General features: G+C 28.6%; 12 protein-coding genes. 9 read left to right on the top strand and 3 right to left on the bottom strand.

The window, feature by feature from the left end:
* Positions 1-168 precede the first annotated feature (168 nt).
* From rplU to rpmE, 7 genes are all read left to right on the top strand, one after another.
* Complete coding sequence (gene rplU / locus ACWXVK_RS01820; RefSeq protein WP_455993612.1) at positions 169-471, top strand: 50S ribosomal protein L21; 303 nt, start codon at positions 169-171, stop codon at positions 469-471.
* 3 nt (positions 472-474) lie between these two features.
* Entirely contained in the window at positions 475-735 is a 261-nt protein-coding gene (rpmA, locus tag ACWXVK_RS01815) for a 50S ribosomal protein L27 (RefSeq protein WP_438340302.1), read from the top strand.
* A gap of 99 nt (positions 736-834) precedes the next feature.
* Positions 835-1,323: an MSC_0623 family F1-like ATPase-associated protein gene (locus tag ACWXVK_RS01810; RefSeq protein WP_438340301.1), complete on the top strand. Its 489-nt coding sequence runs from the start codon at positions 835-837 to the stop codon at positions 1,321-1,323.
* Positions 1,313-2,857, top strand: coding sequence for an MSC_0619 family F1-like ATPase alpha subunit (locus ACWXVK_RS01805; RefSeq protein WP_456017068.1), 1,545 nt, complete (start codon positions 1,313-1,315; stop codon positions 2,855-2,857). Before ACWXVK_RS01810 ends, ACWXVK_RS01805 begins: the two co-directional genes overlap by 11 nt.
* Entirely contained in the window at positions 2,857-4,233 is a 1,377-nt protein-coding gene (locus tag ACWXVK_RS01800) for an MSC_0618 family F1-like ATPase beta subunit (RefSeq protein ID WP_456017067.1), read from the top strand. The genes ACWXVK_RS01805 and ACWXVK_RS01800 overlap by 1 nt, the downstream gene beginning before the upstream one ends.
* Before the next feature lie 589 nt (positions 4,234-4,822).
* Positions 4,823-7,204, top strand: a complete 2,382-nt coding sequence (locus ACWXVK_RS01795) for a phosphoketolase family protein (protein WP_456017066.1) — start codon at positions 4,823-4,825, stop codon at positions 7,202-7,204.
* A gap of 73 nt (positions 7,205-7,277) precedes the next feature.
* A complete protein-coding gene (gene rpmE, locus ACWXVK_RS01790; protein ID WP_438340297.1) occupies positions 7,278-7,487 on the top strand; it encodes a 50S ribosomal protein L31 in 210 nt (69 codons plus the stop codon).
* Between the two features lie 61 nt (positions 7,488-7,548).
* Here rpmE and ACWXVK_RS01785 read toward each other — a convergent pair whose 3' ends face one another.
* The 3 genes from ACWXVK_RS01785 to ileS form a co-directional block, all read right to left on the bottom strand.
* A complete protein-coding gene (locus ACWXVK_RS01785) occupies positions 7,549-7,788 on the bottom strand; it encodes a hypothetical protein (RefSeq protein ID WP_444704768.1) in 240 nt (79 codons plus the stop codon).
* 82 nt (positions 7,789-7,870) lie between these two features.
* Positions 7,871-8,455: a signal peptidase II gene (locus ACWXVK_RS01780; protein ID WP_456017065.1), complete on the bottom strand. Its 585-nt coding sequence runs from the start codon at positions 8,453-8,455 to the stop codon at positions 7,871-7,873.
* A complete protein-coding gene (gene ileS, locus ACWXVK_RS01775; RefSeq protein ID WP_456017064.1) occupies positions 8,442-11,117 on the bottom strand; it encodes an isoleucine--tRNA ligase in 2,676 nt (891 codons plus the stop codon). The genes ACWXVK_RS01780 and ileS overlap by 14 nt, the downstream gene beginning before the upstream one ends.
* Before the next feature lie 149 nt (positions 11,118-11,266).
* On the opposite strand from ileS, the gene leuS reads away from it, so the two are divergent.
* Positions 11,267-13,672: a leucine--tRNA ligase gene (gene leuS, locus ACWXVK_RS01770; RefSeq protein ID WP_456017062.1), complete on the top strand. Its 2,406-nt coding sequence runs from the start codon at positions 11,267-11,269 to the stop codon at positions 13,670-13,672.
* A gap of 550 nt (positions 13,673-14,222) precedes the next feature.
* Entirely contained in the window at positions 14,223-15,482 is a 1,260-nt protein-coding gene (locus tag ACWXVK_RS01765) for a hypothetical protein (RefSeq protein ID WP_456017061.1), read from the top strand.
* Positions 15,483-15,774: the final 292 nt, after the last annotated feature.

The following is a 15,774-nucleotide window of genomic DNA, read 5'->3' as shown; positions in this document are numbered from 1 at the left end:
TTAATTAGAATAAGGACAAGGAATAATTTCCTTGTTTTTTTATTTTGCCGAAATATACGCAAATTTGTGGTAAAATTATCAAGTTACTTATAGAGTAACCATTCTAAACAGGTTTTTAAACTTTTTAAAAGTACCTCAAAGATGTGACAAAATATAAGGAGATTTTAAATGTTTGCAATTATCGAAACAGGTGGTAAACAATTAATCGTTAAAAAAGGCGATTCTATTTATATCGAAAAAATCGATGGAAATGCAGGGGACAAGGTTGTTTTTGATAAAGTTTTAGCAGTCGAAAATAAAATTGGAACTCCATATTTAGAAGCTGCTTCTGTTTTAGGTATCATTGAAAAACAAGGGAAAGCAAAGAAAATTGTTGTTTATAGACACAATGCTAAATCAACTCATAAACGTAAATTAGGTCACCGTCAACCTTATACAAAAGTTCAAATTACAGAAATTAAGGAGAAATAAGACATGGCACATACGAAATCTGGTGGAACAACCTCGAATAGTAGAGACTCGGCTGGTAGAAGATTAGGAGTTAAGGCTACTGATGGACAATTTGTAACAGCCGGAAGCATTATTTATAGACAAAGAGGAACAAAAATCTTTCCTGGCAATAACGTAGGCAAAGGAAAAGATGATACATTATTTGCTTTAATAGATGGTATTGTAAAATTCGAAAATAGAATTAATAGAAAATTTGCTTCAGTATATCCTATTGTAGAAAAATAATGGCTTTGCTATTATTTTTTTATTATCAATTCCTAAATTATTAGGAAATTATGGTTATAATAATGTTGTTTTATTATTTAACTTATTTTAAGGAGAAAAATGCCTGAAAAAAAATCTATATTAATAGATGGAAATAAAGATAGAATTTTGTTCTGGTTTGAAGATCAAAAAAATCAAAATGAAATTAAATTAATTGATTTTAATAAACTTATTTCAACTATTTTATTTAAAGGTAATTTTAATACAAAGGATTCCCGTGTAATTGACTTTCTAGAGAGAATTAAGAAATCACTTATGGATTATCTACCTATAAAATTTGCCAATTTTATTGTTAACTTCGAAGAAAACGCTATATTTAGCATTTATAAAAAAGTTCCATTAATTTATGTGAATAATGAAGAATTTGAATGAAATAATGACTTCGAAAAATTATATAATGAGATTCTTAAGGACCTAATAAAAGATGGATATTATGTTGAATTCTTGCCTAACATTATTTTATATTTCTCAGACATAGCAGGAATTTTGAAGTTATATATTAAAAAAAGTTATTTTATGAATAATAAAGGAGAAGAAAATGGAAAATAGTAATGCTAAACCAAATAAAAATCCCAAGATAATTTCTATTTTTGGTTATATTGTTGAAGTATCAGGACAATTTCCTTATGAACAAGGACAACAATTTGTTTGCGAAAGAGATACAAATATTAAATTAATTCTTATTAGCGCTACAAATGATCACGCGTTTTTATTAGCTAATAATGAAAATAAAGAGTTAAAAATTAATGATACAATAATCGCTACCCAAAAGCGTGATGTATTTACTTCAAAACAACATTTTGGAAATGTAGTCGATATTTTTGGAGATCTTGTTTTACCTAAAAAGCTTGCTGTTGAAAAACAAAAAAATGATCCTGAAAGTGCCACATTTAAACTTGCTCATCAATTAATGAGTGTTCAAACATTAAATGAGCAACTATATACAGGATTCACATCAATAGATTTATTAATTCCTATCGGAAAAGGACAACGTGAATTAATTATTGGGGATAGACAAACCGGAAAAACTCATATAGCAATTAATGTTATCTTAAATCAAGCAAAAACCAATACCAAGTGTGTTTATGTTGCAATTGGACAAAAAAGAGAAAGCATATCTAAAATTTATAATACCTTAAAAGAACATGATGCTTTAAAAAATACTATTATTGTTGATGCGCCTGCTACTAGTGCATACGAGCAATATCTAGCTCCGTATGTAGGTATGGCACATGCTGAAAACATTTCATTAACTGATGATGTTGTTATTATATTTGATGACTTAACAAAGCATGCTAATATTATTCGAGAAATTGCTTTATTAACTGATAAGCCTGTTGGTAAGGAAGCAATGCCCGGCGACATATTTTTTGCTCATTCACAATTATTAGAACGTGCTGGTTCATTTAAAAATAGAAAAACAATTACTGCTTTGCCAATTTTACAAACTATTGATGGCGATATAACTTCATTAATTTCTTCTAATGTTATATCAATTACTGATGGTCAAATTGTAACTAGCGCTGACTTATTTTCTCAAGGTGTTTTACCGGCTATCAATATTAATTTATCAGTTTCAAGAACTGGTTCATCAGTACAAAATAGAATTATGTCAAAAGTAGCTTCAGAAGTAGGCAAAATCTTTAAACAATATAAGAGACATTTAAAACTTGCTGCTCTTGATTATGAATTGAATAAAGAAACCGCAACATTATTGTACAAAGGAAAAATGATTGATAAGATGTTTATTCAAAAAGGATATACATTATATTCGAATAAATTTGTTTTATTGATGTCTAAACTAATTTCATGAACTATATTACATGGAATTAAGGATGAAGAAAAAGCGCTAAGATTTATCGATCTTTTAATTGAAACAAATCAGGAAGCTAAAAATGCTTATAATACTATGCAAACAAGTACAGATTATGATGATAAGATTATGAAAAACTTTTTTGCATATGCTTTAAAACAATATTCAGATTATTTAAATTTAGGATGAGATGTTGAATATGAACATGAGTTTGTTGAATTTAGTAAGGAATATTTAGAATTAGTTGCTAAAAAGTTAGGAGATAAATAATGGGAAAAATAGTTAAATTATGATCTGACATTATTGAAGTTAAATTTAATAAAAAAGAGTTGCCATTAGTTAATCAATTACTAACAACGAATGACGGCAAAACTTATTTATTGGTAAAAAGAATTATTGATGAGGAAACAATTAGAGCTATTATTATCTATTCTTCAAAAGAAATTAACATCAATGATGAAATTATTAATACCAAACAAAGTTTTATGGTTCCAGTTGGTTCAGGTTCCAAAAATAATATCTATTCATTTGAGGGAAAACCGTTACTTGAAAAACGTGGAACAAAACCTATATATATTGAAATGAATTCAATTATTAATAACGATCGCTATCTAGAGAGTAATCTAGAAATAGTTGAAACAGGAATTAAGGCAATTGACTTCTTTATGCCAATTATTAAAGGATATAAATTGGGTATATTTGGTGGTGCCGGCGTTGGTAAAACTGTTTTAATGAAGGAAATTATTTTTAATGTTAATAAAAAATCAACAAAGACTTCAAATATTTTTATTGGTTCCGGAGAAAGATCACGTGAAGCTATTGAATTATTTGATGAGTTAGAATCATCAAATTTAATGAAGAATTCAGTAATGTATATTTCAAAAATGAATGAATCACCAGGAGCTAGAATGTCGATTGTACCAATTGGTATTACAGCTGCCGAATATTTAAGAGATTATGAAAAAGATGATGTCTTATTATTTATTGATAATATTTATCGTTTTATTCAGGCTGAAAATGAGGTTTCTGCTTCATTGGGTAAAAAACCTTCTGTAGGTGGTTATCAATCTACATTAGAATCAGATGTTGCTAATGTTGAAAATAGATTATTTAGAAACAAAAATGGATCAATAACATCATTCCAAACTATTTTCTTGCCAATGGATGATTTAAGTGATCCATCAGCCGTTGCAGTATTTAACCACCTTGATGGTAATCTTGTTTTATCGCGTAATCAAACCTCAAAAAATATTTTCCCTGCTTTTGACCCTCTAGCTTCTTCATCACATTCTGTTGATGAAAAAATTATTGGTAAAGCACACTTTGACGCTATCATAGAAACAAAAAGAATTTTAAAAGCATATAAAGACCTTGAAGATGTTATTTTGATTCTAGGATTTGATGAATTAGATGAACAAAGTAAGAATGCAGTTAAAAAGGCTCTTCAATTGGAAAATTTCTTTACTCAAAACTTCTTTATGACTGAACACTTTACAAAATCTCCCGGTGTTTATGTTTCGTTGGAAGATACGATAAAATCTGTTCAAAGAATTTTAGATGGTAAATATTTAAAACAAAGTCCCGAAATTTTTGCTTATGTTGGTTCAAATCTAGATATTCCGACTGATGAGGAATTAGGATTATAAAATTACTTGCTTTTGTTGAACATAGATAAAAAATCCAGTCACATTTGTGCTTGGATTTTTTAATTAGTTGCTAATAGGAAATAGCTAAAAGAAAAGAAGAAGAAGAAGAAATAAGAGGTTTGAGTTCTTTGTTTATTGATTATGTAAAAAAAGAAATTGTAATAGAGATACGCCAAATATTGTAGTTTCATATATTGAAACATCAAAAAATTAAATTATATTTATTTATCAGTTGTAATTCATCACAAAACAAATAAAATTCTCAATTAAAATTTATTTTCAGTAAATGGTCTAGATTTAGTTATTAAACATATGTTAAAAAAATGGCTTTTTATAACTAAAAACTATTGTAGAAAATTATAATAAATTGATATAACAAAAAAGAATACAGTTGTCATTAAATCAAGAAACTCTACATACGCTTTTTTGGAGAAATTGACAATAAAATGTGTTTTTAAAAAAATGACTATGTTTATTGTAGGGCATTTTTTGTTTTTATGTATGATTAGCTATTAACCCCTTTACTTCTTAATAAATTGATGTAAAATATTATTACTATATTTTTTGCAAAAATATATTATGGAGGAATATGAATAGTAATTTTGATAAAAAAGAATATTTTGAATTAATGGATAAGTGATTTAGAGCAGCTAATTATTTAAGTGTTGCTCAAATCTATTTAAGAAACAATCCATTATTAAAAAAAGAATTAACAAAAGATGATATTAAATTATATCCTATTGGTCACTGAGGAACAATTCCTGGACAAAATTTTATTTATACCCATTTAAACCGTGTTATTAATAAATATGATTTAAATATGTTTTATATAGAGGGTCCTGGACATGGTGGCCAAGTCATGATATCTAACTCATATTTGGATGGTTCTTATTCAGAAATTTATCCCCAAATTTCACAGGATGAAAAAGGGATACAACGAATGTGCAAGCGTTTTTCATTTCCTGGTGGAACAGCAAGTCACGCTGCTCCTGAAACACCTGGATCAATTCATGAAGGTGGAGAGTTAGGCTATTCATTATCGCATGCAACAGGAGCAATATTGGATAATCCTGGTGTGATTGCAGCTGCGGTTATAGGCGATGGTGAGGCCGAAACTGGGCCCCTTTGTGCTGGATGATTTTCAAATTCGTTTATTAATCCAGTGAATGATGGCGTTGTTCTTCCTATCGTTCATCTAAATGGTGGGAAAATTTCTAATCCAACTCTTTTAGCAAGAAAACCAAAAAAGGAAATTGAACAATATTTTTTAGGTTTAGGTTGAAATCCATATTTCTTTGAATGAAGCGGTAATAAAACTAGCGTTGAAATTCATCAAGAAATGGCTGAAATTATGGATCAAGCTATTGAAGATATTCTAAATATTAAGGCTAAGGCAGAATTAGTCGGGCCAAATAATGTAACAAGACCATTATGGCCTATGCTAGTTGTTAGAACCCCGAAAGGTTGGACATGTCCAAAAGATTGAGATGGACAAGCAATTGAAGGCAGTTTTAGAGCACATCAAGTGCCCTTGCCTGTTAGTGCTTTTAATGTTACTCACATTAAAGAGTTAGAAAAGTGACTAAAATCATATAAACCTGAAGAACTTTTTGATGAAAACGGAACTATTCTAGCTGAAATTAAAAACCTGGCTCCAAAAGGTAAGCAAAGAATGGCAACAAATCCAATAACAAACGGAGGAATCAATTCACGCTATCTAGATTTATCTCCATGAGAAAAATTTGCTACTAATGTTGAATATCCTGGTAAAAATAAAGGGCAGGATATGGTTGAGCTGGGAAAATATATGGCTGATGTTGTAACAAAAAATCCTGATAATTTTAGGGTCTTTGGTCCTGATGAAACAAAATCAAATAGATTATTTGAACTTTTTAGAGTTACTAAGCGTCAATGGTTAGAGGAATATTCGGACAAATATGATGAATTTGTTGGTCCTGTTGGTAGAATTATTGATTCACAATTAAGTGAGCACCAGGCTGAAGGCTTTTTAGAAGGTTATGTTTTGACTGGACGCCATGGTTTTTTTGCTTCATATGAATCATTTTTACGGGTTATCGATTCAATGTTAACTCAACATATGAAGTGATTAAAGAAGTCTTTAGAATTGAAATGAAGAAATGATTATCCATCTCTAAATATTATTGCAACTTCAACAGCATTTCAACAAGATCATAATGGTTATACGCACCAAGATCCTGGCCTTTTAGGCCATCTTGCCGACAAACGTCCTGAATTAATAAGAGAATATTTGCCTGCAGATTCTAATACACTTTTGGCTGTTATGGAAAAATCATTAACTGAAAGAAATGTTATCAATCTAATTGTTGCTTCTAAGCAACCGCGAGAACAATTTTTCAATATCGATGAAGCAAAAGAACTTGTTGAAAAAGGCTATAAGGTTATTGATTGAGCTTCAAATGTTAAGGAAACAGAAATGCCTGATATTGTCTTTGCATCATCTGGTGTTGAACCGAACCTAGAAACACTAGCAGCAATTTCTATTGTTCATAGTCATTTTCCTAAGCTTAAAATCAAGTATATTAATGTTGTTGATTTATTAAAATTAAGAAATCCTAAGATCGATCCACGTGGAATTAGTGACGAGGAATTTGATAAGGCATTTACAAGAGATAAACTAGTTGTGTTTTCTTTCCATGGATTTGAAGGTTTAATAAGAGATATTTTCTTTGATCGAACAAATCACAATTTAATTATTCATGGTTATCGTGAAAATGGTGATATAACAACTAGTTTTGATATCAGACAATTAAGCGAAATGGATAGATATCACATTGCTAAAGATGCAATAGAGAAATTATATGGTTCTAAGGAACAAAATTTTATCGATTTAATGAACAAAAAAATACAAGAACATAATGAATATATTCATGAATTTGGCTACGATATGCCAGAAGTTGTTGAGTGAAAATGAAAAAATATTAATGAGTAAAAAATAACGCTTTTATGTTATAATTTTTGCTAGTTAATTAACTTCAATAAATAATATATAAGGAGCATATTCTATGAAAAAGGAAATTCATCCAAAATATTCTGAAATTCATGCAACATGTTCATCGTGTAGCACAGATTTTATTTTTGGTTCAACCGCTGAAAAAGTATCTTTAGATGTTTGCTCTAATTGTCATGCATTCTACACCGGAAATCGTACAGACGTTAAGGCACGTGGTCGTGTAGAAAGATTTAACAAGATATTAGAAAAATCAAAAAAATAAGTACTTATTTCAAAAAAGAAGATTAATAATAAAAAACTAGGAAAGTTTCCTAGTTTTTTATTTACAAGCAGTAATGAAAGCCAACATTGAAGCCAATGTTATTATCAGTGTCTTCCCATTTTGCATTGAAATCTTTGGTTTTAATTTCGCCCTTTGAAGAATTTACTGATCTTATTAGACCTACGGTAGAGCTTATTGCTGAGGTGATTATTGGAATTGCTCCTAATATAGAAGTAATTAAGGCTGATATAGCAAATCCGCCAGCAATTTCATCGCATTCTTTTTCACTTAATTTTTTCATTTTTCCTCCCTATAAATTTTTAATTTATAAACTTGGAAATATAACAAATATATGAAAAAAGAGCGAAAAAAATAAGGTTTAGTTAAACCTTATTTTCGTCTTTTGTTAGTTTGTTCTTTTTATAATGTTTTATTCAATGTATGGTTACAATCGATAAAACCACACTTATTGCTCCTAAAACTAATCAAATATCAGCAAAATTTAAAACTCCTTGGTTTGCTCACGGAAAATTCATAATATCTCTTACGCCACCGAATATAAATCTATCAATCATATTACCCATAGATCCAGCACTTACTAAACCAAGAAAAATAGTTATGCATATTGAATGCTTTTCTCTAACAAAAGTTACGCCTCATAGTGAACCTAAAATAATGGCAAAACTAAATGTGTGCAAGACTGGCAAATTGCTTTCAAAAAAACCTAACGTAGTGCCAGCGTGAAAAACTGATTTAAAGATTATAAATTTGTTGCCGATTTCATAGTCTAGATCTGGAGATAAAATGCTTTTATCTTTTCATCTAAAAATATATTCCTTTGTAAGTTGGTCTATTAATAAGAAAATAAATAATGCTCCCAAAAAAAATGCTATGTTAACAAGAATGAATTTTCAATTTGTTTTTCAATATTCTTTTGAAAAGTATTTTTCCTTTTTATTTTCTTGCATCAATAACCTCCTCGCATCTAAAGCAAATTTCATTTTTAAAACTAAATTGATCTTTTTCAAAGTGATTTCAACATCTTAGACATTTATATGATTCGCGTTTTTCAACCTTCATTTCGTTTCCGATGGTTAATTTAGCAATCATTAGTAATTTAGCTAGTGGTAATGATTTTATGAATTCTGATTTAGTTGTAATAGTTACAAATGCCTCGTTTTGTCTCTTAATTTCTTGCAATTTAATCTTTTCTTCAATTAATCTATAAACCTCGTCTTTTAGATCAAAAAATTCTTGTCATTTATCGCTTAGCTTTGTTGAAAAAGTTTTATTTAGATTTCATTTTAATAAGTGTACAGATTCTTGCTTATTAGGTTCGTTATAATATTGATATACTTCCTCCATAGTTGTTGGAAGTATAGGAGCAAGTATTTGCAATAAAGTTTTAATGGTTTTAGCAAAAACGGTTTGAACTTGTCTTCTTTCATAGTTATCTTGTTTATTTAGATATAAAATATCTTTTGTAATTGTGATGTAGTAAGAACTTAAATCAATGATAAAATTATTTACTTCTTTAATAACATTTACAAATTTATAATTTTCATAAAAAGATAGAATTTTAGCTTCCAAGTTATTTATTTTTTCAAACATTAATGCATGAATAGATTCAAGACTAACATAATTAAAATCAAAGTCAAATAGTGCTCCTAGCATAAATTTGATTGTATTTCTTAATTTACGATAAATTTCGACATTTTGTTCCAAAATCTTATTATCAATTGTAATATCGGCCGTGTATTCAGAGTTTGCAGCTCATAATCTTAAAATATCTGAACCATATTTTTTTACTATTTCTAGCGGGTCAACTGTATTTCCTAATGATTTAGACATCTTGCGCCCCTTGCCATCGAGGGTAAAACCATGCGATAGAAATGACTTAAAGGGACTTTTATTTCTTCAAGCAACCGAATTTATCATTGAACTATTAAATCAACCACGATATTGGTCTGAACCTTCAAGATATAAGTCAAATGGCGCCTCAATAGCAGCTGGTTTAACGCCTAGTGAAGTTGATCCTGAATCAAATCAAACATCCATAATATCATTTTCCTTAGTGTATCCAAGTTTTTGATATTTTTTAGGTAATAATTCGTCTGCTGTTTTTTCATATCATATGTTTGAGCCATGTTTTTCTATAAGATTTATGACATAGTCAAATATTTCTTCTTCCAATATTGGATTTTTGTTTTTGTCATAAAAAACAATAATAGGAACACCTCAACTTCGTTGTCTTGAAATACATCAAGTATCGCGATTTTCAAGCATTAATTCAAGACGGTTTTTTGATCACTCGTTATATGTTTTAACATTATTTATTTCATTTAGAATTTTATCTTTAATCTTTTTAACAGATACAAATCACTGAGGAGTGGCGCGATACATAATTGGAAGATGGGTTCTTCAATCATGAGGATATGAGTGTTTTATCTTTTTGAATCCAAGCAACAAATTATTTTCCTCTAAGAAATTACCAATTAATGGATTAGCATCATCATAGAAAATGTTCTTAAATTGAAGTGCTTTTTCATTTAATGTCCCATCATCATTGACGTGCATAATTTTTTCAAGGTTGTTTTTATTTCCAATAATAAAATCATCTTCGCCAAATAAAGGTGCCATATGGACTAATCCTGACCCATTTTCAAGTGTAACATGGTGCCCCTCAACGACTGGGCAAATTAGTTTATTAATTGGACTTTCGTATTTTATTCCTAATAAGTCTTTACCTTTGAAACTGCTTCTAATAATTTCATATTTTTCTCATTTACATTGTTGAGCAACTGATTCAACTAGGCCTTCGGCTAAAATGTAAGTAATATTATTAACTTTTATTTTGATGTATTCAAATTCTGAATTGATAGCTACACCTGAATTTGCAATTAATGTTCACGGAGTAGTTGTTCATATAATTAGTTTTTCATCCTTACAAACAATATTATTGCCTTTTGTAATCTTAAAGGCAACAAATATTGATGGTGAAATATGGTCTGCGTATTCAACTTCAGCTTCTGCTAGGGCAGATTGTGAAGAAGGCGATCAATATATTGGTTTTAGGTCCTTGTATATCAAACCATCAAATAGCATTTTTTTAAAAAGTCTTAATTGTTGTGCTTCAAATCTTTTATCTAAAGTAACATAAATTTCTTTAAAATCAGTTAGCAATGAAAGCTTTTTAAATTGTTCCATTTGTTTTGCAACCTGACTTAGGGCATACTCTTCACATGCTCTTCTTAGTTCCACAACTGAAAAATCTTTTGCAGTCATTTTTCGCTCTACTAACATTTTGTGTTCAATAGGAAGCCCGTGAGTATCTCAACCGGGTGTAAATGGAGCATAAAAGCCTTGCATATTTTTGAATCGTACAATTATGTCCTTAAGGATTTTATTTAACGCATGACCAACATGAATATTCCCATTCCCATATGGAGGTCCATCATGCAAAACAAATGTTTTATTCCCTTTGTTGGAAGCTAAAATTTTTTGATATAGTTGTTCATCTTCTCATTTTTTTTGGAAGATAATTTCCTTATCAGCAAGATTTGCTTTCATTGAGAATTCTGTTTGTGGCATTAATAATGTGTCTTTATAATCTTTACTTTCTTCAGCCATATTTTTTCCTTTATTGTTTTGTTGTATTACAGTTAAAAATAATATATTAAATTTTACAATAATTTATGTAAAAACAGTGCTAATGTTTTTTGTAAGAAATTAAACAACATTATATTTGTAAAAAAAGATATTAATGTAAAATTAATAACATGTATAACCATAAACTAATAGAAAAAAAATGACAAGATTTTTGAGAACAAAATAGATCATTTAAGACAACAAAAAAAAGCAATAAAAAGGCCTATATTCTTGATATGTTCCCATATCCTTCGGGGTCTGGTTTACATGTTGGACATCTTGAAGGCTATACTGCAACAGATATAATTTCACGTTACAAAAGATTAAACGGATTTGATGTATTGCATCCAATTGGCTGAGATGCTTTTGGGTTACCTGCTGAGCAATATGCAATTAAGACTGGAAACCACCCAGCCCCCTTCACAATAAAAAATATTAATAACTTTCGTAGACAATTAAAACTAATGGGATTTTCATATGATTATGATAAAGAAATTAACACTACTGATCCCAAGTTTTATATCTGAACTCAATGAATTTTTAAGGAATTATATAAACATGGACTTGCTTCAATTGAGGAAATTGACGTTAATTGATGCGAAGGATTGGGCACAGTATTGGCCAACGAAGAAATTATTGAAATTAACGGGCAAAAAGTTTCGGAGCGCGGTAATTTTCCTGTCGTCAAGAAGCCGATGAAGCAATGAGTCCTAAAGATCACTAAATATGCTGATAAACTCCTAGAGGGATTGGCTAGCCTTGATTGACCCGAAAGTTTAAAATTATTACAAAAAAATTGAATCGGAAAATCACAAGGTCATATTGTTAGATGAAATCTTAAAAATTCAAAGAAAAATATTGCAACCTTCACAACCAGATTAGATACTATCTATGGTGTTTCATCGATTATTATTAGTCCTGAGCATCCATTGCTTTTAGAAATTTGTACAGATGAATATAAGAAATTAATTATCGATTATATAAATATAACAAAAACAAAAAACGACCTTGAAAGAACACAACTTAATAAAGACAAGACAGGCTTGTTCACTGGGGCATATGTTAGCCATCCCCTAACAAATGAAAATATTCCGGTTTGAGTTTCTGACTATGTTTTAATGAGTTATGGCGAAGGGGCAATAATGTCTGTTCCTGCTCATGATGCCAGGGATTATGAGTTTGCAAGAAAATATAATTTAACTATTAAACAAGTATTAGAAGCGGAGAAGTTACCGTTTGTTGACGATTCTAAACATATTAATTCTGATATCGCAAATGGCCTTAAAAAAGCACAAGCAACAGAAGTTATTTATCATAAATTAAATGCGATGGGTGTCGTTGATAATAAAACTAATTTTAAATTGAGAGATTGAGTATTTTCACGTCAACGATATTGGGGCGAACCGTTTCCGGTTTTATTTGATGAAAATAATAAAATTTATTTAGTTGATAATTTAGTAAAACTTCCTGAGGTTAATAATATTAAAGCATCAGGCTCAACAGAAGGACCGCTTGCCAACATTAAGGATTGATTATATGTTGAAGTTGATAATAAGATATATCGACATGATACTAATGTAATGCCCCAATGAGCAGGGTCTAGTTGATATTTTCTGGCCTATATTTTAAAAAATGATGACGGAACATATTTGCCGCTTGATAGTCAAGAAGCAAAGGAAAGATTTAATCAATGGTTGCCAGTGGATTTATACATTGGCGGCCAAGAGCATGCCGTATTACACTTATTATATGCTAGATTTTGACATAGATTTTTATATGATTTAGGCATTGTCAATACCAAGGAACCATTTCAAAAGTTAATAAACCAAGGTTTAATTTTAGGACCAGATGGACAAAAAATGTCAAAATCTCTTGGCAATGTCATCAATCCTGATGGTCTAGTTGAATCACATGGTGCTGATGCCCTAAGGTTATATGAGATGTTTATGGGCCCCTTAACTGAGCCAAAGTCATGAAATACAGATTCTCTCAACGGAATTAGAAAATGACTCGATAGAATTTATCTTATTGTTGATAAATTAAGAAAAAACATCGATATAACTGACGAAAATCAGGAACTTGATAGCAATATTAATCAACTTATTTTGGATATTAGTGAAAATATTGAAAAATATAAGTTTAATATAGCAATAAGCAAGTTTATGGTCTTTATTAATTTTCTTGTGAATATTGAAAAAATTAATTCATTAGAAATTATTAAAAACTTTGCTATTTTATTTTCACCTTTCGCTCCTCATATAGCAGAAGAATTTTTGGAAATGATTGGTGAAAAATCGATATTTTACCAAAAATGACCAATTGCCAAAACTAATTTAATTATTGAAAAAAATCCGCAAATTGGTGTACAAATTAACGGAAAGTTGCGTGGTCAGTTAGAAATTCGACCAATTTGGAACAATGATGAAATTGTTATGCAGGCAATGCAGCTTGATTCAATTAAAAAATGATTAAAAGACAAGCAAGTGATTAAAGTTATTTATATTGAAAATAAAATATTGAACATTCTAATTAAATAAGGAAATTTAGATAATAACCAAAAATAAGAATACATTAGGCAAAATAAAATAATTAGACTCAAGTCACAAATAATGATTTGAGTTTTTTATTATTTTATTTCGTGTATCAATTATTATAAATGCCTCTAGTGAAACAAAAAATGAGTATAATCAAGGCCGATAACATATATTATTAAAGTATATATTTTTTAAAAATGAAATATCGGTTAAAAAATTCTTAAATATTAATATATAAACTATTTATTTTATGTTTAATTTAAGCTTAATTTGTGACTTTCATTTTTTTATCGCGTTTTTTATTAATATGTATTAATGAATTATTTATGTTTTTATTTGCATTGGTTTATGACAGTATAAAACTTTAGTTTTTTTAAGCCTAAAATTAGAAATATTATACAAAAATTAAGTGATGGAAAAAAAGTGTATAGTAAGTTAAATTAGCCATAAATTTTTAATTTAAAATATGATTTTTCTTTAAAAAAAGCGCTATTTTTTTTTTTTTTTGGTTGGTCATATAATTATAAAAAATACTAAATTGAAAGGAAAAAAAATGAAAAAAAGCAAATTACTTTTTCTAGGATTTTTGCCTGTTTTGGCAACACCAATTATAGCTCTATCATGTGCAAATCCTGCTAAACCAGAAGAACCAAAAAAACCAATTGAACCAAGCAAGCCAGAAAAACCAGCAGAACCAAAGAAACCAGAAACTCCAAATAAAGATAAAAATCAAGAGTTTGGCAATAATACCAAAATTGTTTATGAAGATTTAAAGAAACATCATTCAAAAGAAGTTCTTACAGACTTAATAAAACAAAATAAACCAATTAAAGATCTATTAATTAAGAATGCAATTAATCTAGACTCAGTTGATTCAATCAATACTAACAATAATCTTATAAATAATATAAAAAACGAAGCACCAAAAATTGAAATTGATCTTAGTGACCCAACTAATGAAGAAATTAAGAATGTAATTGATAATTTTTATTACAAGAATTTATATAAACATTATGATAGATCAAAAGAAGGCAAGCAAGGTTTTGATTTTTTATTAAACAATGATAAAGGAATAGTTTTGTTTCCAAATGAACCAGAACACAATGTTCCTTGAGATGAAGATGATGAACCTTTTATAATAACAAGTGATCAAAAAATAAATGCATTATTCGAAGTTTTTAGTGGTAAAAAATTGCCATTTACTCAGGAAGAAAAAGATACTTTATTAAGAGATTTAAAGAAGGATACAAAAAATCATAAAGAATTGGAAGATGAAATAAGTGCTAAATTTAGTGGTTTTGTTGAATCCGAAATTAATAAGGTTAAAAATTTTTTTGAAGATGTTTTGGAAATTCAAATAGAAGAAATTGAAGATCAAATTTATGATTATTTCAATATGATAAATCGTCCAATTGACGACACAACAACTCTTTGAGATGTTGAACAACGAGCTAATTTAGTTAAAGAGTATATCAAACAAGTTCAAACTTTAGAAAAAACATATTCACAATATAAAGATTTTGGAAATACATTTATTACCTCTGATGGAAAAGTAATAAAGGAATCTGATTTATCTAATATTGGTATTACTTATCCTAAGGAAGAACTTATTAAATATCGTGAACAAGCCTTTAAAAAATTGCGAGAAAAAATTCAATTTAAGGTATATATATCAAATCCATATGAACCGTTTTATATTAGACCATATAATGCCGTTGAAAAAATGCACAATTTTATCAATAAGATAATTGATGAACAGCAAAAAAGGCTAAAAAAGCTAAAAGAAGATTCAAAAACTATTGATTTCAACTAAAAATCCATCCTAAAAAAGTAAATATTTAAAATAAAAAAATTTAATAAAGGTGTTAAACTCACCTTTTTTATTTTTTAAAATCGCAACTATAAACCTTTTTAATGAAGGTTATTTATTTGCTAAAAATAAATATATGTATGAATTTATAGACATAATTGTTAATTTATTAGTTAAAATATTTCATATATTCAATGGTTATTAAAGAATTTTTAACCTTTTTATCAATATATATATATATATATATAATTATCATATAAGATCCACCCGTAAATAAACTTATGGTTTAAAATCT

Source organism: Mycoplasma sp. 3398 (assembly GCF_053851555.1).
Note: the sequence above shows the minus strand (reverse complement) of the source record. Positions and strands in the feature narration are given on the sequence as shown.